A 26714-nucleotide genomic window follows, 5' to 3' on the forward strand; every position below is an offset into this window, starting at 1 on the left:
GGTCGGATCGGCGGCCCCGCGGCGGCCGTCCGCGTCAGCCGTCGGGGTTGGCCTCCCAGCAGGTGAGCTCCATCTCGTCGAGGTACGCCTCATGCGTCTTGCCGGTCAGATGCGCGTTCGACTCGATCCCGACCGCCGTCCACCCGGCCATGCACATGACGAGCACCCGCAGCCCGTCGGAGCCGTGCTTCGCCAGCACCTCGTCGGCCACCCGCAGCGCCTCCTCGGGGACCCGCTCCGCGGGTTCGAGGCCGACGACCGTCCTCAGCAGGTCGATCGTGACCCGGGTGATCTCCGGCGCGATGGCCCTCAACCGCCGCTCCTCGTCCTTGTCCACACGCCCCTCCTCGCCGGTGCACAGCGGAACGATAGGGCCGTTACCGGCAAGCCGGACAGACAAGTCAACTCACCGAGTACGCGGTTGGATTGAGCCGCGGTGGTCAGCCGGGCCGCAGCCCGAGCGCGCTGAGCCGCCGGTCGGCCGCATCGGCCGCCCCGAGGTCTCCCGCCTCCCGGCTGAGCCGGGCGTAGGAGTCGAGCACCTGGCCGTACGGCTGCTCGTACGCCGTCGCGTCCTGGCCGTGCAGCCGCTCGTACGCGTCGACCGCCAGCGCGCAGGCCGCGAGCGCGTCCGGGTTGTCGGGGCGCGTTCCGTCGTAGAGCCCGCCCGTGAGGCGGTGCAGCGCGCCGGCCGCCGTGGCCAGCCGCTCCAGTGGGGTCCGCTTGTCCTCGACGGCGATCCGCAGCCAGCGCAGACAGCCGTCGAGGTCGTCGTGGTCGTTCATGGCCACCTGCGCGACCCGCAGCACCGCCTCGATGTGACCGGCCCGGGCGGCGGCGGTCCACCAGCGTTCGGCCCCGGCCCGGTCGCCCTTGTCGTCCAGGAGGCAGGCCAGTTCGTACGCGGAGAGCGCCTCGCCCGAGGCGGCGGCCTGGACGAGCGCGTAGCCGAACCCGCGCTCCGTGGGCATGTGGGAGCCGGTGAAGTTCTCCGGGTCACCGAGCCGTCCGGCGGCCTGCCGCCACCAGCGCTCGGCCTCGTCGGTGCGGCCGGCTCGGGCCAGGAACACGCCGAAGTAGTAGGCGCCCTGGCTGTTGCCCCGCTCGGCGGACTCGCGCCACCAGCGCTCGGCCTCCTTCAGGTCCCCGGCCTCGTGCCGCAGGAAGCCGAGGTGGACGGCGGCCCCCGCGTTGCCCGCCTCGGCCGCGCGGACCCACAGCGCCTCGGCCTCGGCGGTGCGCCCCTGCCGGTTGAGCAGGACCGCCAGGTTCTGTGCCGCGTTGGGCTGCCCGTTGTCGGCGGCGAGCTTCCACAGCGTCTCCGCCTGGGCGTCGTCGCCCCGTCCGGCCATGAGCGCCCCGAGCCCGTCGACCGCCGTCCAGTCGCCCTCGTCCATGGCCCGCCGGTACCACCGCTCGGCCCGGTCCGTGTCGCCGCGCTGGAGCGCCGCCATGCCCAGGTTGTTGAAGACCGCCGTGATCCGGCGCTCGGCCGCGCGTTCGTACCACCGCTCCGCGCCCACGAGGTCGCCCTGCTCGTGCAGCAACTTGCCGAGCGCGAAGGCGCCGTGGCCGCTGCCCGCCTCGGCCGCCGCCCGGTAGGCGTCCGCCGCCTCGCGCACCCGGCCCGCCGCCAGGTGCCGGTCGCCCGCCTCGCGCAGCCGCAGGCCCTCGGGGGGCTCCGGATCGGGGTCGGGGCGGGAGGGGCCGCGCAGGACGCCGGTGCCGTCGGCCGAGATGTGGGCCGCGACCTCGAATCGCTCGTTCGCGGTGTCCTGCCCGGGCTCGGGGGCCGGGGCGGACGGGTCCCAGTGGTCCGGGTAGAGCTCGTGCACGGGTGTGCTGGTACGGCCGCCGCCCGGGTGGTGGACCACCATGCCGGTCGTGGCGGTGACGGTCAGGTCCCAACTCGGGGTGTGCGTACGGCCCTCGCACTCGATCTCGGCCTCCAGCCGCCAGTGCACCCAGGCGCCGGACCCGGTGACGGGGGTCAGGACCAGGGTGGCGCTCTCGCCTCCAGGGACGGTCAGGGGGAGCGGCGGCGCGTCCTCGCCGACGGGGCGCACGGTCGCCGGGCCGTCGTCGAGCCGCACCTCGAAGTCCGGCCGCTTCAGCGGCTCGAACGCCTCCACCGACCGCTGGATCGACTCCAGCAGGTCGGGGCTGTAGACCATGTCCGGCACCCGGCGGTGGGCCATGCTGATGCCGTCCGCGACGAGCGAGGCGTGCCGGGTGGCCCGTGCCTCCAGCCGTACGAGGGTGACCTCGTACGGGCCGTCGGCGGTCAGCGAGAACACCAGGTTGTGGCCGGTGAGCGGGATGTGCACGGCCTCGGAGCCGGTCCCCGAACCGGGCGGTCCGATCACCGCGAGGTGGCTGCGCGTCGTCACCTTCAGGGTGTACGGCACGTCGTCGGGAAGCCCGTTCGTGGGCACCCCCCGGACGGGCCGCTGCATCGCGTACATCGCCGAGCCGCCCTCGTCGGGGGCGGAACGGGCGGGCGCGGAGTGGGGCTTCGGGGGAGCGGCCCGCCGCAGGGCCACCGCGCCCGACACGACGGACACCGCGACGACGGCCGCCCACGCGGGCCAGGCGCGGGTGCCGCTCGCGAGCAGCACCGCGCCGCCCAGGACGAGCGGGAGGAGGGTGGCGAGGGCCGCGCCGCGCGGCGCGGGTGCCGACGCCATCAGACGGCCGGACGGGCGTGTCGGGCGGCGGTCCGGAACGGGCGGCCGTCGAGGTCCACCCGGACGCTCCCGGTCCGTCCCCCGCAGGACCAGTCGAGCCACAGCACCCACTGGACGTCCCCGGCCTCGGTCCTGACCTCCAGGTCCAGCACCTCCACCTCGTCCTGGCCCACTTGGTACGGGAAGTCGCTGGTGGCGAGCGGGCGTACGCGCGGCGGCTCGGCGTCGAGCAGGACCTCGAACCGCCGCACGGGGACCTCCGCCGCGTGCCGGGAGAGGTCGCCGGAGCGGTCCGTCCGCGCGAGCACCTCGACGCGCAGGTCGGTCAGCACCACGGGCAGGGGCCCGGCCCCGGTGGCGACCAGCCGGACCGTGTGCCCGCTGGCCGGGATCTCGACGACCCGGCCGCCGTCGTCGAGGACCACGTGGTCCTGGTTCCTGATCCGCGTCGAGACGAGGACCGGGACCGTGGTGCCGGAGTCCTGCTGTGCCCTGCGTCGCGCAAGACGGTCGCTGAACTGCCGGGGCAGGTCCTGGCTCAGATACGCGGCGGCGGCCGCGGCCGCCACTCCGCCGGACCACGACAGGACTCCGCCCGGGACCCAGGGCAGGACCGCGCCCACCGCGGCCACCCCCGCGCCACCGGTCAGCCAGGCACGACCGCGCACCCCACGTCTCGCCATAGCACCCCGTCCCGGACAGTCCCTGTGGACCCGCCCGCACAAGGTATCCGTGGAACGGACACCTTGCCAGACACTCAGTGATTCAACTCGGCCTCGACGTCCGCGACTTGGGGGCCGGAGTCCTTGGCGGGAATGCTCCAGCGGTCGGAGGAGTCCGTTCCGTCGGTGTAGATCAGCTTGCCGCCCCTGGCCTGGGCGGGGGTGAGGTCGAAGACCTTGGCGCGCAGCTGGTGGGCGTCGGGCTCGATGGCGCCGGAGTGCCGGTACCTGCCGAGGGCGACCCGGGCGGCGTTGCCCGCGCCCTCCGCGATCAGCGTGCCGTTCGGGGCGATCCAGTGCCAGCCGCCGCCCTCGGCGAGCGCGGTCTCGGCGGCCGGGTTGGCGCTGAGCGACTTCTCGTCCATGGTCACGACGGCGAACGTGCCGTACTTCGAGGTCTGCCCGCCCGCGTCCTTGAGGTACACGACGGTCATCGGTGTGATCTCCAGGATGCCCACGGTGTCGGCACCCACGGTCCGCGACGGCTCGCCGAGTGCCTGCGCGACCGCGCCGGGCGAGGGGTCGGTACCGGCGCCGGGTGCATCGGTGGGCGGGGTGCTGGGCGCCTGGGTGGTGGGGGCCTGGCCGGACGGCGACTTGGCGCCGGAGCCGTTCTGGCAGGCCGTCAGGGCGAGGCAGGCGACGGCGGAAGCGGCGGCGGCGAGCAGGGTCTTGCGCATGGATTCCCCCCGGAGGTCTGGTACGCACAGTGACCGTACCGCCACGCACCGGGTGCGGGGGGTGCGGTCACCGAACCGGGACGAAGGGGGACCGAGCCGGTGAAGAACGTGTGCCGGGTGGTGCCTCAGGGGCGTCAACCCAGAGTGGGGTGGGGCATGACCGGCCCCGGCGCACTCGTCGCCAAGCTCAAGCAGGCCGTCCTCACGCTCGTCCCGCAGGACTCCTGCGCCCCGTTCACCGAACCCGGCGACACGCGCGACCTCCGGGTCTGCGGTCTGCCGCGCACCGGTACCACCGACAGCGTCTGCGCGGGGGACTCGGGCGGCCCGCTGATCGACATCGTCTCGACCGGCAACAAGTACTGCGACACCCAGCACCCGGTCTCCGTGTTCACCAAGGTCAGCGCGCTGGCCCCGGAGCTCGGACTGTAGGGCCTCAGAACGCGGCGATCGTGCGGGGCGCCCGCTCCGCGCGGCTCAGCGCCCGGAGCACCGCCGTGGGGCCGTGGCGGCGCACGGCCAGGCGCGAGAGCAGATCGACGACGGTCTCGACGGCGCCCGGCGCGAGCTGCGGCGGGGCGATGCCCGCGCTGACCGCCAAGTCGTCGCCGTGCACCGCGATCTCCATCATCCGGGTGGTCAGGAAGTCGTCGAGCAGCAGCGACCACGGGCCCCAGAGCGGAATGCGGACCGGCCGGTTCTCCGCCGGGGCCAGCGTGCCGGTGAGTTCGGTGACGGCCGCCTCCACCTGGTCGGCCAGCGCCTCTGCCCCGTCGGCGGCCGCGTTCTCGCCGCCCCGCCGGATCCGTACGCTGATCTCGTCGTCGAGCCCCGCCCCGATCCACTCCACCCGCTCGTAGTGCCCGAGCAGCGAGACCGTGGGCTCGGGCGGTACGGGTTCGGCCAGCGCGGGCGGGATCGACAGGACCTGGTAGGCGAGATGGCCCGCCAGACCGCCCACGGTGAACTCCGCGAGCGCGCTCGGCCCCGGCCACGCGGCGGCGACCGCCGGGTCGCGCAGCAGGTCCGGGACCGAGCCCGCCAGGGCGAGGAAGTCGTGCCGCAGGGACGTCATCCCCGTACGATCCCGCCCCCGGTCCTCACCAGGCAAGCGGCAGCGTCTCCGGGCCCCGGTTGATCGAGCCCCGGCGCCACCGCACCTGCTCCGGCGCGATCGCGAGCCGCAGGTCCGGGGCCATGCGCAGCAGCGTGGACAGGATCACCTCCGACTCCATCCGGGTCACCGCCGCCCCGAGGCAGTAGTGCGCGCCGTGCCCGAAGGCGAGGTTGGGGGACTCGTCGCGGGTCAGCTCGAAGCGGTCCGGCTCGGTGAAGACCTCCGGGTCGCGGTTGGCGGCCAGATACGAGACGTACACGGCCTCCCCGGCACGGATGAGCACATCGCCCACCTCGACGTCCTCGGTGGCGATCCGGGGCAGCCCCACGCCGTTGCGCTGCGGGATGAACCGCAGCAACTCCTCGATGGCGGTGGGCAGCAGCTCCGGGTCCGCCCGCAGCCGCGCCAGCTGCTCGGGGTGCGTGAGCAGCGTGTACACCATCGTGGAGCACTGGTTGCGAACCTGGTCGAGGGCGTTGAGGACGATCATCACGGCCAGCGAGATCAGCTCGGGGCGGCTGAGCGCGCCCTCGGCCTGCGCCAGGGACAGCTCGCTGAACAGATCGTCGCCCGGGTCGGTGAGGCGGTGGTCCGCGAGCGCCCTGAAGTACCCGGCGATCTCGGCCTTGACCGCGTTGCTCTCCTCCAGGGAGTGGTCGCTGGAGAGGATGACGCCCCGCCAGGCCTGGAGCCGGCCGAGGTCGGACTCCGGCACCCCGAGCAGCTTCCCGATCACCTGCTCCGGCATCGGACCGGTCACGTACTCGGTGAGGTCGGCGGGCGGCCCCTGCGCCAGCATCTCCCCGACCAGCCGCTCCGCGATCGCCTCCGCCTCCACCTTGAGCAGCGCGACCCGCTTGCGGTTGAAGGTCTGCGCGAGCAGCCGCCGAAGCCGGGTGTGGTCGGGCGGGTCGGTGCGGCCGATGCCTCCGGCGGGGGCCACGACGTGCGGGGTCATGCTGGTGACCGGCCGGTCGACGGTCAGCGCCCGGCTGAACCGCGGGTCCGAGGTGACGTCCTTGATGTCCTGGTACCGGGTCACCAGCCAGGCGTGGCCGTCCCCGAACCGCATCCGCACCAGCGCGACCGGCTCCTCGCGCAGCAGCCGGTGCAGCAGCGGGTCGAACTCCAGCGCGTCCAGGTGCTCCACCGGCCAGAAGTGCTCGGTGGCCTCGCCGGAGGTGCGTCGGCGCAGCTCGTCGATGCGTACGTCCTCGCTCATGACGTGACCCGCGCGTCCGCCGTCGGGGCCGGTACGGGAGGCGAGTGCCGCAGCGGGGTGAGCTGCTCGATGTCGTACCGGACGCGCAGCTCCTGCACGGCCGCCGGGTCGATCCCGCCCCCGCTGTCGAGCAGTTCCAGCAGCTCCTCGAAGTACCGTTCGTGGTCCGGCGGAGGGGCGGCCTGGAACAGCATCCGGGCGGGGCGGCCGGTCGGGTTCGCGAAGGCGTGCGGGCAGCCGGGCGGCACCAGGATCATCGTCCCCGCCGTCGCCCGGATGTGGCGCCGGCCGGAGGGCGACTCCCACTCCCGCCAGTCGTCGAGGGTGCGGACCTTCGGCTCGAAGGCCATCACGTCCAGTTCGCCCTCCAGGAGGTAGAACAGCTCCTCGCTGCGGCTGTGGGCGTGCGCGCCGACGTCGAAGCCGGGCGGCACCACCACCTCGAAGGTGGAGGCGACGGTCGAGTGCGCGCCGGTGACCTTGAAGGTCACCTGCTGGGCGGCGGTCTTCACGGTCCGGCCGCCGCCGGGCGGGATCACCAGACCGTCGGTCGGGCGGGTGTACGGGTCGAGGTCGTCCACGGCTCTGTCCTCTCTCTCCTCGCGGTACGGGTCCTGACGTCCCGTCACCACTGCACAGGCAGTTCCCTGGGCCCGCGGATCAGCGCCCCGCGCTCCCACACCAGCTCCTCGTCCGGCACGGCGAGCTTCAGGCCCGGGAAGCGGTCCCACAGCGAGCGCAGCAGGATCTCGGACTCCATCCGGGCCAGCGTGGCGCCGGGGCAGTAGTGCGGGCCGTGCCCGAAGGCGACGTGCGGGTTGTGGGTCCGGTCGAAGTCGAGCTGCTCCGGATCCGCGAAGACCTCCGGGTCGCGGTTGGCCGTCAGGTACGAGACGTAGACGGGGTCGCCCGCGGGGATCAGCACCCCGCCCACTTCGACGTCCTCCAGGGCGATCCGCGACAGGCCCACGGCGTTGCGGTGCGGGATGTAGCGCAGCAGCTCCTCCACGGCCTGCGGGACGAGCTCCGGCTCGGCGCGCAGCCGGGCCAGGTGGCCGGGCCGGGTGAGCAGCGCGTACACCATGTTCGCGCTGTTGTTGCGCACCGCGTGCGCACCGCCGATCTGGATCAGCACGGCGAGCCCGACGGCCTCGTCCTGGTCGAGCACCTCGTTCTCCAGGGCGCCCGCGAGCACGCCCGCCAGGTCCTCCTCGGGCTCCGCCCTGCGCCGCTCGATGAGGTCGCGGAAGTATTCGGCCATCTCCGCCTTGGCCTGCTCGCTGGCCTCGCGGCCGCGCGCGGCGGAGATGATGGTGTCCGACCAGTGCGCCATCCTGGACTGGTCCTCGTCCGGCACCCCCATCAGCGCGCACACCATGGCGAGCGGGAAGGGCCGGTTGAGGTGGGCCATGAGGTCGAGCGGCCCGCCCCGGCTCTCCATCCGGTCGAGGAGGCGGTCCACCACCCGCTGGGCGTGTTCGTGGAGCCTGCGCATCGACCGGGCGGTGAAGGCGCTGGCGACCACGCGCCGCATCCGGGTGTGGTCCGGCGGGTCCGCGAAGCCGACGGCCCCGTCCATCGGGATGAAGTGCGGGGCCAGCCTGGTGACCTGGCGCCCCATCACGGCCTGACGGCTGAAACGGGGGTCGACGGAGACGAACCGCACGTCGTCGTAGCGGGTCGCCAGCCAGGCGTGGCCCTCGCCGTTGGGCAGCTTCACCCGGGCGACCGGCTCCTCGTGCAGCAGCCGCGCGAGCAGCGGGTCGAAGGCGAGGCCGGGCAGGTCCGGCGGCGCCCAGAAGTGGATCTGCGGTTCGGCCATGGCGTTCTCGCCTCCTGTCTGGGGGGTACGGGGGCAGGCGGCCGCGTCCGGCACGACGGCCGCCTTGGGTACTGCTTCCTTGGGCACGGCGGCCTTCTTCGGCACGGCCGTCTTCCGCGGTACGGCCGGGACGGTCCAGTGCCCGAGCGCCACCTCGGCGGTGATGCCCGGGCCGAACCCGGCGATCAGGCCCTTCGCCCGGTGCTCCACACCGCCTTCGTCGAACAGCCGCCCGAGCGCGTCGAGGACGACGGCGCTGGCGATGTTCCCGTACTCGGTGAGCGTGGCGCGGCTGAACCGGAACGCCTCCGGCGGCACACCGAGGTACTTGCAGAGGTCGTCCAGGATGCGCGGTCCGCCCGCGTGGACGATGTAGAAGTCCAGGGTGGAGGCGTTCCAGCCGTGCTGGTCGGCGAGCCGGCCGAGGACGGGGGCCAGCGCCTCCATCGTGCCCGGGACCCGCTTGTCGAGCAGGAAGTGGAATCCGGTCTCGCGCACGGCGTACGCGATCCAGTCCTCGGTCTGCGGTACGAGGTACGAGCCGTTGCGCTCCAGCCGGATCCCGGTGCCGCCCGAGCCCCGGACGACGGCCGCGGCCACGGCGTCGCCGAACAGCCCGTTGGACAGCAGGGTGCCGACGCCCAGGTCGGTCGGCTGATAGCTCAGCGAGCAGAACTCGCAGGCCACGATCAGTGCGTTGGCCCCGGGATAGGCGGTGCAGAAGTCGTGCGCGCGGTTGATCGCGCTACCGCCCGCCGCGCAGCCGAGCTGGGCGATCGGGACCTGGCGGGTCTCTGGCCGAAAACCCATGCTGTTGATCAACCAGGCCGTCAGGGACGGCATCATGAACCCCGTGCACGACACATAGACGATCAGATCGATGTCACGCGGCGACAGCTCGGCGGTCTCCAGCGCCTGCCGCACCACCCGCGGCACCCGTGCCTTGGCCTCCGCCTCGTACAGCTTGTTCCGCACCTCGAAGCCCGGGTGCCGCAGCGTGTCCTCAAGGGGCTGGACGATGTGCCGTTTGGCCACCCCGGTGTTCTCGATCAGGCGTAGCGCGAGCGCGAGCTGGGGATGGTCGGCGTGAACGTCGCGTACCAGGTCGAGCGTCTGCTGCGAGGTGATCACGTGCTCGGGCACGGCGACGGCAGGTCGGCACAGGACGGCCATGGGCGGAACCTCCTGAGGAGGTGGACGGCGCCCGGTCCCGTGACGGGGGACGGGCGGGCTGCCGGACAGCCGTGGTGGATCATTCCAGGTCCATCGGGGCAGATCTCTGGGATTCATCTGAAAGTACACAAAAGTGTCATTCGAGTGGCGGGCGTGACGCCGGACTGCCAGGGGTCGGGGCGTACGAAGGGATACGAAGGGGAGTGGGCATGTCGTCGGCGTTACTGGACGGTCGGGTGGCTTTGGTCACGGGTGCGAGCCGGGGGATCGGCGCCGCCGTCGCCCGTGCGCTGGGGGCGCACGGGGCGGCCGTGGCCGTGAACTACCTGCGCAGCGCCGACGCCGCCGCGGGTGTGGTCGCCGACATCGAGAAGTCCGGCGGCCGGGCCGTGGCGGTGGCGGGTGACATGAGCGACCTGGAACAGGTACGGGCCGTGGTGGCGGCGAGCACGGCCGCGCTGGGCGCGCCGGACGTCCTGGTCTGCAACGTCATGGTCGGCACCGAAGCTGTCGCCGCCAGGGCGGGGGCGGCCGGGAGCTTCGTCGACACCCCGGAGGGCATCGCCTCGGTCCGGGACGCGGTCGCCTCCCAACTGGACGCGACGCTCGCCTGCTGCCACGCCGTCGTCCCCGCGATGCGGCGCCACGGCGGCGGCTCGATCGTCCTGATCGGCGCCTCCGCCACGCACAACCCCTATCCCGTACCCGTCGAGATCACGGCGGCCAAGAGCGCCCAGGACGCGGTCGGCCGGGCGCTGGCACGGGAGTTGGCCCCCGACAACATCCGCGTGAACACGGTCGCCCCCGGCTTCGTCCCCACCGACGCCAACGCGGGCCCGCACCAGGCGTCCTTGATCGCCCATGTCGCTTCGGGCACCCCGCTGCCCGAGGCGATCAGGGCGGAGGACGTGGCCGACGCGGTCGTGGTCCTGGTCAGCGACCTGTCGAGGAAGGTCACGGGCACGTTCCTGCCACTGGACGGCGGCCGCACGACGATCTGAGGCGGTTGGTTAGGCTTCGGAACCATGAACGACGACGAGGTGTACGTGGGCAACGCGGGCGAGGACGCCGCGCTCGACCGGGGGTGGCTGCTCGGGCACTTCAAGGACGCCGGGGACCCGCGGCACAGCGACGCCGTGGAGATCAAGTGGGGCGTCCACCCCCCTGGGGACGAGCGGGCGCGGTGGGTGACCGGCGAGGAGCGCACCGCGCTGCTCGTCCTGATCAGCGGCCGCTTCCGGGTGGAACTCCCGGGCCGCACCGTGACGTTGGTGGAGCAGGGCGACTACGTCGTGTGGGGCAAGGGGGTGGACCACTCCTGGTACGCGGAGGAGGAGTCCGTCGTCCTGACCGTCCGCTGGCCCTCGGTGCCGGGCTACCGGGTGCCCTGAGCGCGCTCGGCCTCCGGGGTGCCGCTCTTGGGGCGTACCGCGTCGAGGTACTCGGCGACCGCGTCCCTGTTGCGGGTCAGGCACTGGATGCGGGCGGTCATGCGGTCGCGCTGGAGCTCAAGGGTGGTGATCATCTCGGGCGTCGCGTCGGAGAAGTGGATGACCCGGGGCTTGTCCAGGCACGGCAGGATCTGCTTGATGATCCTGGTGGGAAGCCCGGCGTCGAGGAGCCCTCTGATCTGCATGACCCGGTCCACGTAGAACTCGTCGTACTCGCGATAGCCGTTCGGCGTGCGCTCGGCGGCGATCAGACCCTGTTCCTCGTAGTACCGCAGCAGCCGACGCGGCGTGCCGGTGCGCTCCGACAGCTCTCCGATCCGCATTCCGCCGCCTCCAGATCCCGTGGCCCGCCGTCACGTCGAGACCATCACATGGATGTCATGGTTCGAGCATACGCCCACGTCGCGCGGCGTCTCCGGGGCGTGGCGGGGTGCCCTGCTCGGGTACCCAACTGCTCAGCGGACTTGTGGAAGTGCCATGCGCTACCGGGGGTCCACTAGGGGCGCGGGGCTGTGACATGTGCGGCTCCGCCGCGTGGGCGCGACCGGCCACGCACGGTCCGCAGCCAAAACGTCACGCACCTCCGTCACGTCACGGCCGCGCGCCGGTCCAGGATCGCGAGCGTCCGTTCCGCCCAGCGGATGTTCTCCTCCTCGAACGCGCGGCCCCTCATCAGGGTCAGATAGGGGCCGACCCGTTCGGCACGGGCCAGGTACTCGTCCTCGGTGCGCCCGTCGAGCAGGCGGTCCCGCAGCCGTTCGTAGCGGGCCAGCTTGGCCCGGGCCCACTCCAGCCGCTCCGCGACCGCGCCCCGTACGGCCTCGGTGTCGCCCGCGTCCACGGCCTGCACCTTGACCAGGAGCTCGTCGCGGATCGCGCTGGGGCGGGGAGGCTCGGCGGTGAAGGAGCGCAGGGCCGCGTAGCCCGCGTCGGTGAGGGAGAACAGGCGCTTGTTGGGCCTGCGTTCCTGATGGACGAGCCGCGCCTCGACCAGCCCCTCGGACTCCATCCGCTCCAGCTCCCGATAGAGCTGCTGCGGGGTCGCCATCCAGAAGTTGGCGACGGACGCGTCGAATCCCTTGGCCAGGTCGTACCCGGAAGCCTCGCCCTCCAGGAGCGCGGCGAGAACGGCGTTGCGCAGTGCCATCGCGCCAAGCTATCACTTTCTTCACTAGACAATTAGGTGAGTAATCGACGTATGTAAGATCCAGTACGCGACCGCACCGCGGCGTCCGAATCCCGCCAGCGGGCCCGATCGCCAAGCGCGATCCTCGCCCTATGAACACGAACGACGCCACGCACCTGGCGGGCCGCCCGGCCGACCGTGTCGCGGCGGTGGACTGGCCCGCGCTGGCCGAGGAGCTCGACGAGCACGGCAGCGCGCCCACCGGCCCGCTGCTCACCCCGGACGAGTGCCACGCGATCGCCGCGCTGTACGACGAGGGCGAGCACTTCCGTACGACCGTCGACATGGCCCGGCACCGCTTCGGCTCGGGCCAGTACCGCTACTTCACCCATGACCTGCCCGACGTGGTCGCCGAGCTGCGCGCCGCGTTCTATCCGCGGCTGCTGCCCATCGCGCGCGAGTGGGCCGCGAAGCTGGGGCGCCCGGCGCCGTGGCCCGACTCGCTGGGGGAGTGGCTGCGGATGTGCCATGACGCCGGTCAGGCCAAGTCCGCCCAGATCCTGCTGCGTTACGGTCCCGGCGACTGGAACGCGCTGCACCGCGACGTGTTCGGCGAGGCCGTCTTCCCGCTCCAGGCCGTCATCGGCCTGAACGCGCCCGGAACCGACTTCACCGGCGGGGAGTTCCTCATGACCGAGCAGCGGCCCCGCGCACAGTCCAGGGGGTCGGCCGCCGCCCTGCGGCAGGGCCACGGGCTCGTCTTCGCCACGCGCGACCGGCCGGTGCGCTCGCGGCGCGGCTGGTCGGCGGGGCCCATGCGGCACGGGGTGAGCACGGTCCGCTCCGGGCGGCGGCATACGCTGGGGCTCGTCTTCCACGATGCGCAGTAGGCCGCCGATCCCGACCCCGCCCGCCCGATCACGCTGTCCGCCCCGCCCCCGCGCGCGTGTCGATGGTGAACGTGGCGCCGTCGGGGTCGCGGATGGTCGCCCAGGGGCCGTTGGCGGCCGTGCCCTGGGCGATGACCATGCCGCCGTGGGCGCTCGCGGTGGCCGTCTTGGCGGGGACGTCCGTGGTGACGAAGTGGACCTCCCAGTGCGGCCGGATGGTGGGGTCCGGTGCGGCTTCCAGGGCGCCGGAGCTGAGGCGCGCCACGATGTGGCCGCCGTGCCGCAGGACGACCTCCTCGGCCTCGTACTGGACGTCGCAGCAGCCAGGCCGCTCGCCCGCCCAGTCGAGGACCTCGCCGTAGAAGATCGCCGCTTCGAAGGCGTTGCGGGTGCGCAGCCGCAGCCAGGCCGGCTCGCGGTCGCGCCAGGACTCCCAGTCGTCGACGAGCTTGCCCTGCCAGATGCCGAAGACCGCGCCGTCCCGGTCGGCGGCGAGCGCGCCGCGCCCCGTCTGGAAGGCGACCGGCCCCACGGCGACCGTGGCGCTCCGCTCGCGGATGCGCGCGGAGGTCGCGTCGGCGTCCTCGACCGCGAAGTACGGCGTCCAGGCCACGGCCACCTGGAGCGCGGGCGCCAGGGCTCCGATCCCGGCCACGGGCTCGCCGTTGTCGAGCGCCACCCGGAACTGCTCGCCGAGCCGCCCGGTGCGGAACGTCCAGTCGAAGACGGCCCCGTAGAACTCCAGCGCGGGGTCGAGCTCGCGCGCCATGAGGCTCACCCAGCACGGTGCCCCGAGCACCGCCTCACTCGACGAGGCCTTGGAATCCGGGACCGTGGTTGTCCTGTCCATCGCTGATGCCGATCGCTATCGCTTGGCGGCTTCCTGCGTCACCATTTTCCCGCAAAACGGGCACCCCGCACCCAGCCGCTTCGGTGGTGTGTCGTTACGCAGTGTAGTGGCTACGCTGCGTATGGTGTCGCTCACCGTATCGGAGGCCGTCTCCGGCCGGGCCGGGAGGGGGGACCGGTCGTCCGGCGGCGCCCGAAACACCTTCCGTCGTCCCGAGGTCCGCCGCAACCGGTCCGGAGGCCGAGTGATCACGTAAGCCCACCTCTGGGTGGAGACGCGGGGCAGCCCTCGGGTGGACGCGGCGGCCTGCGAATAGCGACCCAAGGACGACGCGCCCGCCCGGCCTCGCGCTCTACCGTCGAGAGCATGATCGGACGCACTCGGGCGGTCACGGCCGTCGCGCTCTCCTTCGCTCTCGCGCTGCCTGTCGTTGCCGCGAGTACCGCTTCGGCGGCGCCGCGGTCGTCGGCGTTACCCGCGGCGGCGTCGCGGTTATCGGCCGCACCGGCCGACGTCGCCGCCAGGCCCCTGCAACTGCCGCGCCCCACCGGTGAGTACGGCGTGGGCAGTTCCGTGTTCCACCTCGTCGACCGGTCGCGTACGGACCCGTGGAAGGCAGACGCAGGCGCCCGCGAACTGATGCTCACCCTGCACTATCCGGCGGCGCGGCCCGGTCCGGGACGCCCGGCGCCGTACGCCACCACCGAGGAGACCGGCCTCCTGGTGAAGGGCCTCGGTATCGAAGCGGCCGTCCCGGCGGCGCAGTTGAGCGCCACGCGGACCCATAGCCGTCCCGACGCGCGGCCCGCGCGGGGGAGTTACCCCCTGATCGTGCTCTCGCCCGGCTTCAGCGTGTCCCGCTACACCTTGACCAACCTCGCCGAGGACCTCGCCAGCAGGGGCTATGTGGTCGCCTCGCTGGACCACGCCTACGAGTCGTACGGCATCTCCGTCCCGGGCGGCCGGACCCTGACCTGTCTGGCCTGCGACGCGGTGGGCGACGGCGGAGTGTCGGGGAGCGTCGTCACCGCGACGCGCGCCAAGGACGTCTCCTTCGTCCTCGACCGGCTCACCGGCCGCCATGCGATATGGCGGTACGCCGACATGATCGACACGCGGCGCATCGGCATGGCCGGGCACTCCATAGGCGGCGCGAGCGCGGCCACGGCGATGCTGGCGGACCGGCGGGTCCGGGCCGGGATCAACATGGACGGGGCGTTCTGGGACGCCCTGCCCGCGGGAGGGCTCGGCGGGCGCCCCTTCATGATGCTCGGCACGGACGAGCACCGGCCCGGCGGCGTCGACAAGACCTGGGACCGGACATGGCCGACGCTCGGAGGCTGGAAGCGCTGGCTGACGGTGGCCGGGTCGGAGCACTTCACCTTCTCCGACAGCCCCGCCATCGAGGAGCACTTCGGGCTGCCGCAACCGCCGCTGCCCGCGGGGCGCGCGATCGACATCACGCGTACGTACGTGGCCGCGTTCTTCGACGAACACCTGCGGGGGATACCGCAGCCGCTGCTCGCGGGGCCGGCGGCCGGGAACCCGGAGGTGAGGTTTGAGAACCCCTGAAGCGCCGGGGGCCGGATCGACCGCCGGTCGGTCAGGCCGCCCGCTGGTAGCTGGCGCCGTCCCGGGTACGGGTCAGCAGGCCCGCCGTGATCAGGTAGCGGCGCAGCGCCGGGAAGTCGTCGTGGACCGTGAGCAGCGCCTCGTTGACCTCGCGCTCGGTGTACTGCCGTCCCGGCTCGAAGAGCGTCTCCTTGAGGTGGACGAGCAACTGCTCACGGCGGGTCGCCTTGCGGGGGATCGCCGTCAGCCGGCCGTGGGAGAAGAGCCCGGTCACGGCCCGGGAGCCGCTGGTGATGTTCTCTGACGTGTCGCTGGCGGTGTTCTCTGACATGGCGCGAAGCCTTCCTCATGGGTCGGCCGCGGGGCAACGGAATTTGGCCCGCGCCGAACTGAGGCCGCCGCCGCCATATCCCTCGCGGCACTCGCGCGGCGCTCCGGTTCCGGGCGGGATGCGGCAGGTAAGCGGCGGTGGATGGCCGATCATGTGCTCGACGTCAAGCGAACACGTGTGCCATGCTCGCGCCGCACCGGAGATCTGGCACAACGGGGGTGCGGGATGAGTCTGACGAGCGAGTTCACCACAGCCGTGGTGCCGGCGGCCGAGCGGTTCGCGCTGTGGAGCGAACTGGCCTCCCAGTCCCATGTGCGCAACTGGCTGCGCAGCGAGTGGGCCGAGGACTTCCAGGCCCGGCTGCGCGTCCTCGACCTCGGTGATGTCCGGGTGTCGACGCTGACGTACCCGAGTATCGAGATCGTTCGCACGCCCAAGCTGATACGGCAGGACGACCCCGAGGTCTACCAGGTCAACGTCCTCAGGTCGGGCGGCGGTCATGCCGCGCAGAGCGGGCGGATGGCTGCCGTGCGCGCCGGAGAGCTGGTCCTGGTGGACAGCAGCCGCCCTTTCGAGGGCGGGTTCGACGGCGAGCTCTCGTCGATGACGGTGGTGCAGCTGCCCCGCACCCGGCTGCCGCTGCCCCAGGACGTGGTCCAGCGGGTCACCGCGACCCCGATCGCGGCGGACCGCGGGATGGGCGGGGTGTTCGGGCGCTGGCTCGCCGACCTCGACGCCCGAGCCGACGAGTGCGCGCCCGGCGACATCCCGGCCCTGGCCTCGGTGACGGTGGACCTGCTGGCCGCCGTGCTCGGGCGCCGGATGGCCATCGAGGACGAGATGACCCCGGAGTCGCGCAAGCACGCGCTGCGCGTGGAGGTCTGCGACTTCATCAACCGGCATCTGAGCGACCCCTCCCTCTCGCCCGCGACGATCGCCGCCGCCCACCGGATATCCCTGCGCCACCTCCACCAGATCTTCGACTCGCGCGGCACCACGGTCGCCGCGTGGATCCGGGCCCGGCGGCTGGAGTGCTGCCGCCGGGACCTGGCCGACCCGGCCCTGCGCCGCCGCCCGGTGTACGCGATCGGCGCCCGCTGGGGTTTCATCGAGCCGTCCCACTTCAGCCGCGCCTTCCGCGCGGCGTACGGGATCAGCCCGCGTGACTACCGTGAGGCAACCCGGAATCGCTGACCGGGTCGTCCGTGCGGGAGTGGTGGTAGAGGAAGCCGTACTCGTCGGCCCAGCAGGCGTCGCCCGTGAAGGTCCAGCCGTTGCGCACGGTGTCCTGCTGGCGCTCGTCGTCGAGATAGCGGCAGCCCGTCGGCCCCTTGACGGCGAGCGCGCCCACCTGGCCGTACGGGAGGGGGCGCCCGGATTCGTCGACGATCGCGGTGAGATAGCCGGGGACGGCCCGCCCGATCGCGCCGGGACGGGACCAGGCCTCCCCGCCGCGCATCGAGACGAAGATGTGGAGCATCTCGGTGGAGCTGAGGCCGTCGATCACGCTGTTGCCGGTCCGCTGCTTCCATCTCCGGCGCGTCTCGGTCGGCAGCGCCTCCCCGGACGAGACGCACTCGCGCAGCGAGGCCAGGTCGTACGGGGTGGGGTCGGCGCAGATCGCCTGGTAGCGGGCGGGCCCGCTGAAGCAGACCGTGGCACGGAACTCTCCGATGGCGCGGGCGAGTTGGCGGGGGGAAGAGCTGTCGAGCAGCACCGTCGAGGCGCCGACGTGCAGGGGGAAGAGCAGCAGTCCGCCCAGACCGTAGGTGTCCGCGAGCGAGGGCGTGCCGATGAAGCGGTCGTCGCCGGTGGCCCTCAGGACGTGCTGGGGGAAGGAGTTGCACGCGGCCATCACATCGCGGTGCGAGTGCACCGTGGCCTTGGGCATCCCGGCGGTGCCGGAGGTGAAGGCGATCAGACAGGGGTCGGTCGCGGCGGTGTCGACCGGGAGCGACCAGTCGGGCTTGTCCGCCATGGCCCGCTCCAGACCGGCCCCGGCGCCCGTCCCGCCGAGGAAGAACATCGTCCGGGGCACGCGCCCGGTCGACTCCAGCTCGGACCGCAGGCGGGACTCGCACAGGGCGTGGGTGACCCGGGCCTTGTCGATCACCAGGGAGAGCTCCTCGGCCCGCAGCGTGGGAGCCGTGGCCACGACCACCCCGCCCGCCCGCACCACCGCGAGCCAGATCGCCGCCAGCAGCGGTGTGTTGGCACCGCGCAGCAGCACCCGGTTGCCCGGCACCAGGCCCATGTCCTCGGTCAGGACGTGCACGATGCGCGCCACGACCGCGGTGAGCTGTTCATACGTCCAGCGCACGCCGTGCGGCGACAGCACGGCGGTGCGTTGTGCCCGGTCCAACGAACCGCCCCCCTCCAGGAGTTCCCACGCGCAGTTCAGCCGCGCGGGGAAGCGCAACGAGGGCATGCCGAGGAGCAGGTCGGGCTGGAGCGGCCCGGGTGGTAGGTGGTCCCGTACGAACGTGTCCGCGTGGGCGGATCCGTGGTCGGCTTGCGATGGGGTGTTCAACTGCCTGCCCCCTCCTGGTCGGCTTGTGCCTCATTCAACGAGGGCCGACTAGAGATGTCCTTGACGATCCGTGCGCGCTCCTTGCCGGATCGTGCACACGGCGACGATCGGGGCCGGTGGGACGGGGGTTGCCGAAGTCGCGGGGGAGCGGGGCGCGTCCGCCGGGCGCCCGCTCCCGAGCGCTCTTGACGTCGCGTCAACCCGTGCGCACCCTGGCTCATGCCGGGGAGGCGGGCCCGAGCGAGGGGGGACGCGTGGGACCTCATCACGCGCGACGGGGCGATCCGTCGCTGCTGCTGGTCACGGACAGGTCGGCGTGGGGCGAACTGGTCGGGCGGTTCGCCCGGGCGGCCGGCGCGGCCGTCTCGCACGTGCTGTGGGAGCACGGCGACCCGGTCGCCCGGGACCCGCTCGGCGGCTGGCAGGGCGACTGGATAATCGGCTTCAAGGCCGACTACGTCCTGTCCGGCCGGGATCTGGAGCGCGCCCGGCGCGGCGCCCTCAACTTCCGTCCCGGGCCGCCCGACATCCGGGGCGCGGGGATGTACGAGGTGGCGCTGGCGCGGTCGGTGGACACCTTCGGGGTGACCTGCCACCACATGGTCGAGCGGGTGGACGCGGGGCCGATCGTCGAGGTGGAGCGCTTCCCCGTCGGGGAGTGCGCGGGCGCCGCGCTGTGCGAGGAGGCGGCCGCCCGGGCCTATCTGCAGTATCTGCGGGTCATGCCGCTGGTCCTGGACGGCGCCGAACTGCCCGTGTCGACGGAGGAGTGGAGCGGCCCGCTGCACACCCGGGCGCAACTGAGCCGCCGCTCGTGGCCGGATGCGCGGGGCGTGCAGAGTGTGCAGGGAGTGAAGGGATAAACCACGCTTTCCGGTGGATCTGATAGCGATGGAGAATCGATTGCTCGCGGAGAGTGACCATTAGGGTGATTTTGACGCGCGCGATGTGCGCGTCGGTTGCTCTTCGAAAGGGTTGTCTCCATGCGCCTTCGCACCGCTGCCGCCGCCGTCACGGCCGGCTCCTTCGCGCTCCTGCTCGCCGTGTCGGGCACGGCCAACGCCGCGACCGGCGACTTCTCGTACAAGTACGTCGGCCTGGACGGGCAGCCGCAGTCGGCGGCGCTGCACAATCCGCCGACCCTCGCGTGCGTGACGCTGCCGGAGGTCGCCGACCCGGGCTCCTCCGAGCCCGCCTTCGCCCCGCACAACGACACCGACGAATACGCGTTGGTGTTCACCGAGCCCGACTGCAGCGGCGACTCCTGGACCCTCAAGCCCCACGGCAAGCCCGCCACCGACCGCCTCAAGCTCCGCTCGGTGTTCCTCACCGGCTTCTGAGCCACTCGCCCGCGGGTCCGGAGTCCGGCTATGGCGACTCCGGCCCGCGGTTCGCGTGCCGGGCGATGTGTACGGGGCTGGTAACGCCCTTGTCAAGGAGGCCCGTCGGATCGTTTCGGCAGGGTCGTTGCGCGCAACACTGTTCATGACAGGCCAACTCCGCCTCGACCCCCGGCTGGTCGACGGAGAGTCATGGAACACCTCGGCGGGACCCGCCCGTGGGGGGCCTTCGGCTTCGACGTCATCAGCCGGCCCCCACCCGTTCCCCCACGGGCCCCGCACGACCGGGGCTCCGCTCTGGAGGCACCGATGCCAGACCTCTGGCTGCCCGGCGCGCAACGCATCGACGTGGGCGACCACGCCCCCACCGACAGCAGCTACCCCGCCAAGGCGATCGCCCACATCACCTGGGACAAGAACGCCACCGCCGCCCACCCGCAGGACCAGGTGCCGTACGGGAACCTGCAGGACTGGTTCGGCCGCAACCCCGACGGCAAGCCGTCCGCCCCCCATCTGCTCTGGTCGCCCTTCACCGGCGCGTTCACCCAGTTCTTCCCGGCGAACTCGCGCTCCAAGTCGCTGGTCGACTTATCCGGCGGCACCCGGACCAACAGGGCGGGCTCGGTCGTCATCCAGATCGAGTCGCACTTCTTCCCGTACTGCCGGGTCGGCGGGAAGGTCTACGCCAGGCTCGTCGACACCCCCTGCACCGGCTGGGCGACGCTGAACGCCTGGGTGCGCTCCTGGGGCGTGCCCGACACCTGGCCCATGGGGCGGCCGGTCGACTTCACCTCGCACCGCGACGAGCACGTGTGGGAGACACAGGGCGGCTGGTACGGACACCAGCAGGTGCCGGAGAACACCCATCAGGACCCCGGTTCCTGGCCCCAGTTCACCGGGGTGCCGCCGCAGCCGAAGGTCTCGCTGGCCCATGTGGTCGCCGCGGCCAGGCGCGACCCCGGCCTCCCCCAGGGCGGTACCACGTACAAGGCGGAGGTCCTGGTCGTGGAGCGCGCCCTGCAGGCCGAGGGGCTGCTCAGCGCCGCCTGGGTGGACGGCTCGTTCGGCACCAAGACGAAGACGGCGTACGCCGCCTGGCAGCGGCGGTGCGGCTATTCGGGCCCGGACGCGGACGGGATCCCCGGCCGTGACTCGCTCACCCGGCTCGGCGCCCGCCACGGCTTCACGGTCGTCTGACACCGTCCGTCGTCTGAAACCGTCCGCTTCCCGGGCGCGGAACCCACGGCGCACGGCTCCCGGTGAACCGTACGGCTCACAGGTCCCGGTGGTCGATCGCGACCACGGCGACGACCGCCGGGGCCGGCGCCCATGCCCGAGGGGGCTGCGGAATATCCCGGGTGCGGACCGGTTGAGCTGATCATGAACAGGATTCTGGTGACCGGCGCGACCGGCAACGTGGGACGTCAGGTGGTCGCGCAACTCGTGGCCGAGGGCATCGGCGTACGGGCGTTGACGCGTCGGCCGCAACCGGCCGGGGTACTGAACGGCGCCGAGGTCGCGACGGGGGACCTGGCGGAGCCGGAGTCGCTGGAGGCGGCGCTTGCGGGGATCGAGACGGTGTTCCTGATCTGGCCGTTCCTCACCACGGAGGGCGCGCCGGCCGTCCTGGAGGCGATCGGGCGGCACGCGCGCCGGATCGTCTACCTCTCGTCGTCGGGCGTGCGCGAGGACGCCGACCGGCAGAGCGATCCGATCAACCAACTCCACGCCGACATGGAGGCCCTGATCGAGGGGTCCGGGCTTGAGCGGGCCGTACTGCGGTCGAACACGATCGCCTCCAACACGCTCGGCTGGGCCGCGCAGATCCGGGACACCGGTGTGGTGCGAGGCCCCGACATCGCGCCCACCGCCGTGGTCCACGAGCGCGATGTCGCGGCGGTGGCGGTACGGGTGCTGGCCGATCCCCGGCAGGCCGGTGTGAAGCACGTCCTGACCGGACCGGAGGTCGTGAGCAGGGCCGAGCAGGTGCGGGCGATCGGCGAGGCGATCGGGCGGCCGCTGCGGTTCGAGGAGGTGCCCGTGCGGATCGCCCGGGAGCAGATGCTCGCGGACGGACGGCCGCCCGCCCTCGTGGAGGCCCTGCTGGCGAGCGCCGAGAAGCGGTCGCGGTCGGACCTGGTCACCGGCACGGTGGAGGAGGTCACCGGGAAGCCCGCGCGTACGTTCCGCACTTGGGCGGACGACCACGCCGACGACTTCCGCTGACCGCCGCGGTGGCCGGCCGCGCTCACCCGTGCCGACCGGCCACCGGCACGTGGACCGGGCGGGCCTCGATGCGCTCGCGCACCTCGGGCGAGCCGAACCGCAGGTCGATGCGGCGCACCGCCTCGGCCCAATCGGCGCGGGTGCGCACGGCGTTGAGGCAGTCGACGACGAACGGGTCGTCCCAGCGCGCCCGGGACCGCCGCCACAGGACCAGCGGGTCCTCGGTGAGCAGGCTGCCCACCGTGCCCTCGTAGATCGGCATGGCACGCACCTCGCCGTCCGGCTCGATCTCCATCGGGCGGAAGCTCGGGGTGCGCGCGAGGAAGTCCGGGTTCATCTGGACCTCGAAGTTCTCGGTGGTCTCCACGGCGACCGACGCCGGGGCGGCCGCCTGGAGCCGGCGCCGGGTCCCGGGCGCGATCAGCTCGGCCACCTGCTCGTCCCGGAGCAGCTCGTGCTCGACGAACGAGGGGCGGCTGGCGAGCCCGGTGGGCACCACGGCCCCGAAGTACAGCGTCTCCAGGTGCGGGAAGCGGGGTGCCACCTCCGCGCACATGCGGTCCATCTCGTCGAAGTTGCTGCGGATCACCACGTAGTCGATGCCGAAGCGCGGGGCCGGGAGCCCCGCCGCGAGCCTGCGCCCCACCTCCGCGTCGATCCGGGCCAGCGCGCCGGTCGCCCGCTCGAAGGAACGCGCGCGCCCCCGTATCCGGTCGTGGGTCGCGGCCGTCGCTCCGTCGAGGCTCACCACGATCTTGGACACCGTCCCGGCCAGCGCCTCGACCGTCGCCGTCGGCACCGCCCAGCCGCTGGTGTAGACGAAGACCACCAGCCCGGCGTCCGCGAAGTACCGGGCGACGTCCACGATCCGCTTGATGGTCAGCGGCTCGCCGCCGCACAGGGTGATCTGCTGCGGCTCAAGCGAGAGGATCGCGTCCGCGACCCGCATCATCTCGTCGTGGCTGAGGTTCTTCGCCGGACGCCGCCCCGACTCCGTATAGCAGTGGTAGCAGCGCAGCGGGCAGGCGAACGTGACGTCCCAGATGATGGCGTTGGGGTTCTCGACGGTGTCCATGGGCGTACCTCCAGGCCGCGGGGGCGACACACGTCGCCGGATCCGCACGCTACGAACGCCCGGCCCGCCGGTCGTCCGTGGCGAAGTACGCAATGCACGCGGGCGCGTACGTACGCACAAGGGGTACGTACGCAACCCGCGCGACCCCGACTGCGTAGCGGCGGCTTCGAGTTGCGTAGTCGAATACGGATCTCCTCGCCCCGGTCCAGCGGCTAGCTTCCTCTCCTGTGACCCAGAGCACGGAGGAGGTGAGCCTCATGATGTATCCGCCCCCGACCGTCGGTACCGGTCGCTAACGCGAAGGCGGTGGCCGCTCCCGTCCCGGAGCGGTCACCGCACCCGTCGGCCGGGAGGGCCGGCGAACCCCGTTCGACGGAGGGTGAACCGGTCATGAAGGTCGACAGCAGAGGTAGCAACGAGAGCAAGGGGAAAGACGACCGGGCCGTCGGTGACGTCCTGCTCCTGGTCCGGCAGTTGCCCCGGATCGCCAAGGGGCTGACCTTCGCCCTCGCCGTGCTCGTCGTGGGGCAGGCCGCGGGCAGTGCCCTGCTGCCGCTGGCCACCGGGCGGCTGGTGGCCGCGCTGACGGACGCCTCCAAGTCGATGCACGGCGTGACCGTCGGGCTTGTGCTGCTCGGGGTCGTGCTCTTCCTCGACGTCGTGCTCGACCCGATCCGTACGATGCTCGCCTGGCGCCTCGGTACCGCGCTCGACGGCGCGACCGCCCAGGCCACGGTCGACGGCGCCCTGCGCCCGGCCCAGATCGGCCACTTGGACGACGCGGACGTGGCCGACCGCATCGAGCGCGCCCGGGCCGTCGGCCTCGGCGCGCACCCCCCGGGCCAGGCGGTCACCGCGCTCGCCGGGCTCGTTCCGCTGCGGCTGACCGGACTGGTGTCGGCCGTGCTGCTCGGCTGGGCCGGGCAGTGGTGGATGCCGGTCGTCCTGGGCTCCGCCTGGGTGGTCACCGGGCGCTGGCAGGAGAAGGAGATCCAGCGGTCGGTCTCCGCGCACGCGGGCGAGACCGCGCAACTGCGCCGCGCCGCCTATCTGCGCGAAGTCGCCACCACGGCGCCCGCCGCCAAGGAGGTGCGCCTGTTCGGCCTGCGCTCCTGGCTCGTCGAGCGGTTCACCACGGCCTGGTGGGACGGCATGGTGCAGATGCGCCGCGCCAGGGTCAGCCCGCGCCGCCACGCCCTGGCGATCCTGCTGCTGCTCGCGGCGCACCTCGCGGTCGTGCTCCCCCTTGTCCACCAGGCGACCCACGGCGACCGCTCGGTGGAGCAACTGACCGTCGCCCTCCAGGCGTTGCTCGGTCTGTTCGCCCTCGGCTTCAGCGGGGACCTCCAGTGGATGCTGCACACGGCGAGCGCCGCGGTTCCGGCCGCGCTGGCGGTCGGCGAGCTGGAGACGGCCGGGGAGGCGGGACGGCTCGGCGCGGCCGGGCTGCCGCGGCGGGAGATCCGCTTCGAGAAGGTCGGCTTCGCCTACCCCGGCGGCCGCGGCCGGGTCCTCGACGGCCTCGACCTGGTCCTCCCGGCCGGCTCCTCGCTCGCGATCGTCGGGGACAACGGCGCGGGCAAGAGCACGCTCACCAAGCTGCTCGCCGGGCTCTATCTGCCGGACAGCGGCCGCATCACCGTCGACGGCCAGGACCTGCGCTCCCACGACCCCGAGTCCTGGCGCCGCCAACTGGCCGTGGTCTTCCAGGACTTCGTCCGCTACCCGTTCTCCGTACGCGACAACGTCGGCTTCGGCCGGATCGAGGCGGACGCCGACGACGAGGCGCTCACCGAGGCCACCCGGCTCGGCGGTTTCCTCGGCGTGGAGGGCGAACTGCCCGGCGGCTGGGACACCCTGCTCAGCGGCGCCTACACCGACGGCACCGAGCTGTCCGGCGGCCAGTGGCAGCGCCTCGCGCTGAGCCGGGCCCTCTACGCGGTCCGGCACGGCGCCCGCGTGCTCGTCCTCGACGAACCCACCGCCCACCTCGACGTCCAGGCGGAACACGAGTTGTACGCCCGCTTCCTGGACATCACCGTCGGGCTGACCACGGTCCTCGTCTCGCACCGGTTCGCCACCGTCCGCCTCGCCGACCGGATCGCCGTCGTCGAGGACGGCCGGATCAGCGAGTACGGCACGCACGACGAACTGGTCGCCGCCGGCGGTCGGTACGCACGGATGTTCCGTGTGCAGTCGCAGCCCTTCATGGAGCAGGGCGTACGGGAAGGAAGCAGCCGTGCGTAAGAGCCTCGCAGCCGTCCGACTCCTGATCGGGACCGCGGTCAAGGCCGACCCCCGGCGCGCCCTGGTGGTCCTGACCCTCTCCCCGCTGCTGAACGTGGTGGCGGCGCTCCAGGCGGTGGGCCTGCAGTGGATGGTCGACGGCGCGAGCGGCCACGACCGCACCGAGGCGGTGCGCGGCGGGCTGCTCCTGCTCGGGGTCACCGTCTTCGTGCACCAGGCCGCCGCGATCGCCACCGATCTGCGGCTGGTGCTCCAGCACCGGGTCGGCCTGGAATTCGACCGCAGGCTGATGAACCTGTGCTCGGCGCCGCCGCACATCGGGCACTACCAGGACCCCGAGTTCCTCGACAGCGCCGAGGTGGTGCGCCAGCGGCGCGGCGAGTTCGGCACCGCGCTGGCCGCGCTGGTGGAGAACGCGAACCTGGTGGCCCGGTTCCTGGGCGCGCTCATCCTGCTCGCGGGCGCGCATCCGCTGCTCGCCCTGCTGCCGTTGACGATCGTGCCGCTGGCCGCGGCCAACCGCTGGCAGGCACGGCTCGTGGCCGGGGCCGAGCGGGCGGGCGTCGAGGCCGACCGCCGTCGCCGCGCCGTGTTCTCCCTGGCCACCGATCCGGCACCGGCCCGTGAGGTGCGGCTGTACCGGCTCGCCGGTGAGCTCTCGGCACGCCACCGGGACGCCTTCCTCGCGGCGAGCGGCCCGCGCGAGGCGGCCCGGGCCAAGGGCGCGGTCGCCGTCGCGGCGGGGTGGCTGGTCTTCGCGGCGGCGCTCATCGGAGGGCTCTACCTCATCTCGCGAGCGGTGATCGACGGAACCGGTTCGGCGGGCCAGGCGGTGCTGGTCCTCCTGCTCAGCACGCGGCTGGTCGGCGCTACCACCGGCCTCGGCTGGCTGATCGGCTGGCTGCGCCGCTCGCTCGACACGGTCGCGCTGTATCTGCGGCTGGTCGACTACGCGAAGGGGAGCGGGGCGCGGCAGGACACCGCGAGGCCGGGCCACGTACAAGAACCCGGTGGCGAACTCGTCCTGGAAGGCGTCTCGTTCACGTATCCCGGCCGTACGGAACCGGCGCTCGGGCCTGTCGACCTGCGCCTGCCCGCCGGAGCCACCGTCGCGGTGGTCGGCGACAACGGGGCGGGCAAGTCCACGCTGATCGCGCTGCTCGCCGGGCTGCAACCGGTGTCGGCCGGGCGGATCACGTTCGGCGGCGAGGACCTGGCCGGGATGCCCGCGCAGGAGTGGTCGGCGCGGATCACGGCGTGCTTCCAGGACTTCTGCCGGTTCGAGCTGCTCGCCCGGGAGGCGGTCGGGCTCGGTGAGCTCGGGGCGCTGGACGACGAGGCAGCGGTGTGGGCCGCCCTGGAGTCGGCGGGCGCCGCCGACGTGGTGGCGGGGCTGAGCCGGGGTCTTGACACCCAGCTCGGCCGGACGTTCCCCGACGGCACGGACCTGTCGGCGGGGCAGTGGCAGAAGCTGGCGCTGGCCCGCGCCCGGATGCGGACCCGGCCCGCCCTCGTCCTCCTCGACGAGCCCGCCGCCAGTCTCGACCCGGACAGCGAGGCCGAGTTGCTCGGCAGGTATCTGCGGGCGGGCGCGTCCGGCCCGGCGACGATCACGGTGATCGTGTCGCACCGGTTCACCACCGTGCGCGAGGC

General features: G+C 72.8%; 25 protein-coding genes and 2 pseudogenes. 12 read left to right on the forward strand and 15 right to left on the reverse strand.

Going from position 1 to position 26714, the window contains the following annotated elements; all coding sequences use genetic code 11:
- Positions 1–34 precede the first annotated feature (34 nt).
- From QIY60_RS27665 to QIY60_RS27680, 4 genes are all read right to left on the reverse strand, one after another.
- On the reverse strand, positions 35–337 hold the full coding sequence (locus QIY60_RS27665; protein ID WP_283144889.1) for a hypothetical protein: 303 nt from the start codon (positions 335–337) through the stop codon (positions 35–37).
- A 103-nt stretch (positions 338–440) separates the two neighbouring features.
- Complete coding sequence (locus QIY60_RS27670) at positions 441–2687, reverse strand: tetratricopeptide repeat protein (protein WP_283144890.1); 2247 nt, start codon at positions 2685–2687, stop codon at positions 441–443.
- Positions 2687–3370 (reverse strand): hypothetical protein, encoded by a 684-nt coding sequence (locus QIY60_RS27675; protein WP_283144891.1) that lies wholly within the window; start codon positions 3368–3370, stop codon positions 2687–2689. Before QIY60_RS27675 ends, QIY60_RS27670 begins: the two co-directional genes overlap by 1 nt.
- Positions 3371–3444: 74 nt before the next feature.
- Entirely contained in the window at positions 3445–4089 is a 645-nt protein-coding gene (locus tag QIY60_RS27680) for a hypothetical protein (protein ID WP_283144892.1), read from the reverse strand.
- A gap of 144 nt (positions 4090–4233) precedes the next feature.
- On the opposite strand from QIY60_RS27680, the gene QIY60_RS27685 reads away from it, so the two are divergent.
- Positions 4234–4521, forward strand: a complete 288-nt coding sequence (locus QIY60_RS27685) for a trypsin-like serine protease (protein ID WP_283146100.1) — start codon at positions 4234–4236, stop codon at positions 4519–4521.
- Between the two features lie 4 nt (positions 4522–4525).
- Here the strand turns inward: QIY60_RS27685 and QIY60_RS27690 are convergent, their stop codons facing one another.
- The 5 genes and pseudogenes from QIY60_RS27690 to QIY60_RS27710 form a co-directional block, all read right to left on the reverse strand.
- The gene (locus QIY60_RS27690; protein ID WP_283144893.1) at positions 4526–5164 is read right to left on the reverse strand and encodes a maleylpyruvate isomerase N-terminal domain-containing protein; all 639 of its coding nucleotides are present in this window, start codon (positions 5162–5164) and stop codon (positions 4526–4528) included.
- 25 nt (positions 5165–5189) lie between these two features.
- Positions 5190–6428, reverse strand: a complete 1239-nt coding sequence (locus QIY60_RS27695) for a cytochrome P450 (RefSeq protein WP_283144894.1) — start codon at positions 6426–6428, stop codon at positions 5190–5192.
- On the reverse strand, positions 6425–7009 hold the full coding sequence (locus QIY60_RS27700) for a cupin domain-containing protein (protein ID WP_283146101.1): 585 nt from the start codon (positions 7007–7009) through the stop codon (positions 6425–6427). Before QIY60_RS27700 ends, QIY60_RS27695 begins: the two co-directional genes overlap by 4 nt.
- Positions 7010–7053: 44 nt before the next feature.
- Positions 7054–8250 (reverse strand): cytochrome P450, encoded by a 1197-nt coding sequence (locus QIY60_RS27705; RefSeq protein WP_283146102.1) that lies wholly within the window; start codon positions 8248–8250, stop codon positions 7054–7056.
- Positions 8251–8385: 135 nt separating this feature from the next.
- Positions 8386–9423: pseudogene (locus tag QIY60_RS27710) on the reverse strand (type III polyketide synthase); the annotation flags it as partial.
- Between the two features lie 209 nt (positions 9424–9632).
- Here QIY60_RS27710 and QIY60_RS27715 point away from each other — a divergent pair.
- Together QIY60_RS27715 and QIY60_RS27720 are read left to right on the forward strand one after the other, a co-directional pair.
- On the forward strand, positions 9633–10424 hold the full coding sequence (locus tag QIY60_RS27715; protein ID WP_283144895.1) for an SDR family oxidoreductase: 792 nt from the start codon (positions 9633–9635) through the stop codon (positions 10422–10424).
- A 24-nt stretch (positions 10425–10448) separates the two neighbouring features.
- Positions 10449–10814, forward strand: a complete 366-nt coding sequence (locus tag QIY60_RS27720; protein WP_283144896.1) for a signal peptidase I — start codon at positions 10449–10451, stop codon at positions 10812–10814.
- On the opposite strand, the gene QIY60_RS27725 is transcribed toward QIY60_RS27720, so the two are convergent.
- Both QIY60_RS27725 and QIY60_RS27730 read right to left on the reverse strand, forming a co-directional pair.
- Positions 10799–11197: a MerR family transcriptional regulator gene (locus QIY60_RS27725; protein WP_283144897.1), complete on the reverse strand. Its 399-nt coding sequence runs from the start codon at positions 11195–11197 to the stop codon at positions 10799–10801. The two genes, QIY60_RS27720 and QIY60_RS27725, sit on opposite strands and share 16 nt — an antisense overlap.
- A gap of 263 nt (positions 11198–11460) precedes the next feature.
- Entirely contained in the window at positions 11461–12021 is a 561-nt protein-coding gene (locus QIY60_RS27730; RefSeq protein WP_283144898.1) for a PadR family transcriptional regulator, read from the reverse strand.
- 131 nt (positions 12022–12152) lie between these two features.
- On the opposite strand from QIY60_RS27730, the gene QIY60_RS27735 reads away from it, so the two are divergent.
- Positions 12153–12890, forward strand: coding sequence for a 2OG-Fe(II) oxygenase (locus QIY60_RS27735; protein WP_283144899.1), 738 nt, complete (start codon positions 12153–12155; stop codon positions 12888–12890).
- Positions 12891–12918: 28 nt separating this feature from the next.
- On the opposite strand, the gene QIY60_RS27740 is transcribed toward QIY60_RS27735, so the two are convergent.
- Positions 12919–13740, reverse strand: coding sequence for a VOC family protein (locus QIY60_RS27740; protein ID WP_283144900.1), 822 nt, complete (start codon positions 13738–13740; stop codon positions 12919–12921).
- 366 nt (positions 13741–14106) lie between these two features.
- Here QIY60_RS27740 and QIY60_RS27745 point away from each other — a divergent pair, with 366 nt between their 5' ends.
- Positions 14107–15312, forward strand: coding sequence for an alpha/beta hydrolase (locus QIY60_RS27745; RefSeq protein ID WP_283144901.1), 1206 nt, complete (start codon positions 14107–14109; stop codon positions 15310–15312).
- Between the two features lie 31 nt (positions 15313–15343).
- Here QIY60_RS27745 and QIY60_RS27750 read toward each other — a convergent pair whose 3' ends face one another.
- Positions 15344–15643 carry a DUF2087 domain-containing protein gene (locus QIY60_RS27750; RefSeq protein ID WP_283144902.1) on the reverse strand — a complete coding sequence of 100 codons (300 nt, stop codon included), beginning with the start codon at positions 15641–15643 and terminating at the stop codon, positions 15344–15346.
- Between the two features lie 225 nt (positions 15644–15868).
- Here QIY60_RS27750 and QIY60_RS27755 point away from each other — a divergent pair, with 225 nt between their 5' ends.
- Positions 15869–16837 (forward strand): helix-turn-helix domain-containing protein, encoded by a 969-nt coding sequence (locus QIY60_RS27755; RefSeq protein WP_283144903.1) that lies wholly within the window; start codon positions 15869–15871, stop codon positions 16835–16837.
- Here QIY60_RS27755 and QIY60_RS27760 read toward each other — a convergent pair.
- Positions 16797–18173, reverse strand: coding sequence for an AMP-binding protein (locus QIY60_RS27760; RefSeq protein WP_283144904.1), 1377 nt, complete (start codon positions 18171–18173; stop codon positions 16797–16799). The genes QIY60_RS27755 and QIY60_RS27760 overlap by 41 nt on opposite strands.
- A 254-nt stretch (positions 18174–18427) precedes the next feature.
- Between QIY60_RS27760 and QIY60_RS27765 the strand changes: the two genes are divergently transcribed.
- The 4 genes from QIY60_RS27765 (at position 18428) to QIY60_RS27780 (ending at position 21739) form a co-directional block, all read left to right on the forward strand.
- Positions 18428–19036 carry a hypothetical protein gene (locus QIY60_RS27765; protein ID WP_283144905.1) on the forward strand — a complete coding sequence of 203 codons (609 nt, stop codon included), beginning with the start codon at positions 18428–18430 and terminating at the stop codon, positions 19034–19036.
- 120 nt (positions 19037–19156) lie between these two features.
- A complete protein-coding gene (locus tag QIY60_RS27770) occupies positions 19157–19513 on the forward strand; it encodes a hypothetical protein (RefSeq protein ID WP_283144906.1) in 357 nt (118 codons plus the stop codon).
- Between the two features lie 309 nt (positions 19514–19822).
- The gene (locus QIY60_RS27775; RefSeq protein ID WP_283144907.1) at positions 19823–20710 is read left to right on the forward strand and encodes an endolysin; all 888 of its coding nucleotides are present in this window, start codon (positions 19823–19825) and stop codon (positions 20708–20710) included.
- 183 nt (positions 20711–20893) lie between these two features.
- Positions 20894–21739: an NAD(P)H-binding protein gene (locus QIY60_RS27780; RefSeq protein WP_283144908.1), complete on the forward strand. Its 846-nt coding sequence runs from the start codon at positions 20894–20896 to the stop codon at positions 21737–21739.
- Positions 21740–21761: 22 nt separating this feature from the next.
- Here the strand turns inward: QIY60_RS27780 and QIY60_RS27785 are convergent, their stop codons facing one another.
- On the reverse strand, positions 21762–22814 hold the full coding sequence (locus tag QIY60_RS27785) for a radical SAM protein (RefSeq protein ID WP_283144909.1): 1053 nt from the start codon (positions 22812–22814) through the stop codon (positions 21762–21764).
- 390 nt (positions 22815–23204) lie between these two features.
- On the opposite strand from QIY60_RS27785, the gene QIY60_RS27790 reads away from it, so the two are divergent.
- Together QIY60_RS27790 and QIY60_RS27795 are read left to right on the forward strand one after the other, a co-directional pair.
- A complete protein-coding gene (locus QIY60_RS27790) occupies positions 23205–25061 on the forward strand; it encodes an ABC transporter ATP-binding protein (protein WP_283144910.1) in 1857 nt (618 codons plus the stop codon).
- 289 nt (positions 25062–25350) lie between these two features.
- Positions 25351–26586, forward strand: a pseudogene (locus tag QIY60_RS27795) (ABC transporter ATP-binding protein); the annotation flags it as partial.
- Positions 26587–26714: the final 128 nt, after the last annotated feature.

The organism is Streptomyces sp. BPTC-684 (genome assembly GCF_030028635.1).
GTDB classification, from domain to species: Bacteria; Actinomycetota; Actinomycetes; order Streptomycetales; family Streptomycetaceae; genus Streptomyces; species Streptomyces noboritoensis.

Coding starts and splice junctions, on each gene's coding strand:
- QIY60_RS27670 (WP_283144890.1), bottom strand. CDS start 2,687: ATGGCGTCGGCACCCGCGCCGCGCGGCGCGGCCCTCGCCACCCTCCTC.
- QIY60_RS27675 (WP_283144891.1), bottom strand. CDS start 3,370: ATGGCGAGACGTGGGGTGCGCGGTCGTGCCTGGCTGACCGGTGGCGCG.
- QIY60_RS27680 (WP_283144892.1), bottom strand. CDS start 4,089: ATGCGCAAGACCCTGCTCGCCGCCGCCGCTTCCGCCGTCGCCTGCCTC.
- QIY60_RS27690 (WP_283144893.1), bottom strand. CDS start 5,164: ATGACGTCCCTGCGGCACGACTTCCTCGCCCTGGCGGGCTCGGTCCCG.
- QIY60_RS27695 (WP_283144894.1), bottom strand. CDS start 6,428: ATGAGCGAGGACGTACGCATCGACGAGCTGCGCCGACGCACCTCCGGC.
- QIY60_RS27705 (WP_283146102.1), bottom strand. CDS start 8,250: ATGGCCGAACCGCAGATCCACTTCTGGGCGCCGCCGGACCTGCCCGGC.
- QIY60_RS27715 (WP_283144895.1), top strand. CDS start 9,633: ATGTCGTCGGCGTTACTGGACGGTCGGGTGGCTTTGGTCACGGGTGCG.
- QIY60_RS27720 (WP_283144896.1), top strand. CDS start 10,449: ATGAACGACGACGAGGTGTACGTGGGCAACGCGGGCGAGGACGCCGCG.
- QIY60_RS27725 (WP_283144897.1), bottom strand. CDS start 11,197: ATGCGGATCGGAGAGCTGTCGGAGCGCACCGGCACGCCGCGTCGGCTG.
- QIY60_RS27730 (WP_283144898.1), bottom strand. CDS start 12,021: ATGGCACTGCGCAACGCCGTTCTCGCCGCGCTCCTGGAGGGCGAGGCT.
- QIY60_RS27735 (WP_283144899.1), top strand. CDS start 12,153: ATGAACACGAACGACGCCACGCACCTGGCGGGCCGCCCGGCCGACCGT.
- QIY60_RS27740 (WP_283144900.1), bottom strand. CDS start 13,740: ATGGACAGGACAACCACGGTCCCGGATTCCAAGGCCTCGTCGAGTGAG.
- QIY60_RS27745 (WP_283144901.1), top strand. CDS start 14,107: ATGATCGGACGCACTCGGGCGGTCACGGCCGTCGCGCTCTCCTTCGCT.
- QIY60_RS27750 (WP_283144902.1), bottom strand. CDS start 15,643: ATGTCAGAGAACACCGCCAGCGACACGTCAGAGAACATCACCAGCGGC.
- QIY60_RS27755 (WP_283144903.1), top strand. CDS start 15,869: ATGAGTCTGACGAGCGAGTTCACCACAGCCGTGGTGCCGGCGGCCGAG.
- QIY60_RS27770 (WP_283144906.1), top strand. CDS start 19,157: ATGCGCCTTCGCACCGCTGCCGCCGCCGTCACGGCCGGCTCCTTCGCG.
- QIY60_RS27775 (WP_283144907.1), top strand. CDS start 19,823: ATGCCAGACCTCTGGCTGCCCGGCGCGCAACGCATCGACGTGGGCGAC.
- QIY60_RS27780 (WP_283144908.1), top strand. CDS start 20,894: ATGAACAGGATTCTGGTGACCGGCGCGACCGGCAACGTGGGACGTCAG.
- QIY60_RS27785 (WP_283144909.1), bottom strand. CDS start 22,814: ATGGACACCGTCGAGAACCCCAACGCCATCATCTGGGACGTCACGTTC.
- QIY60_RS27790 (WP_283144910.1), top strand. CDS start 23,205: ATGAAGGTCGACAGCAGAGGTAGCAACGAGAGCAAGGGGAAAGACGAC.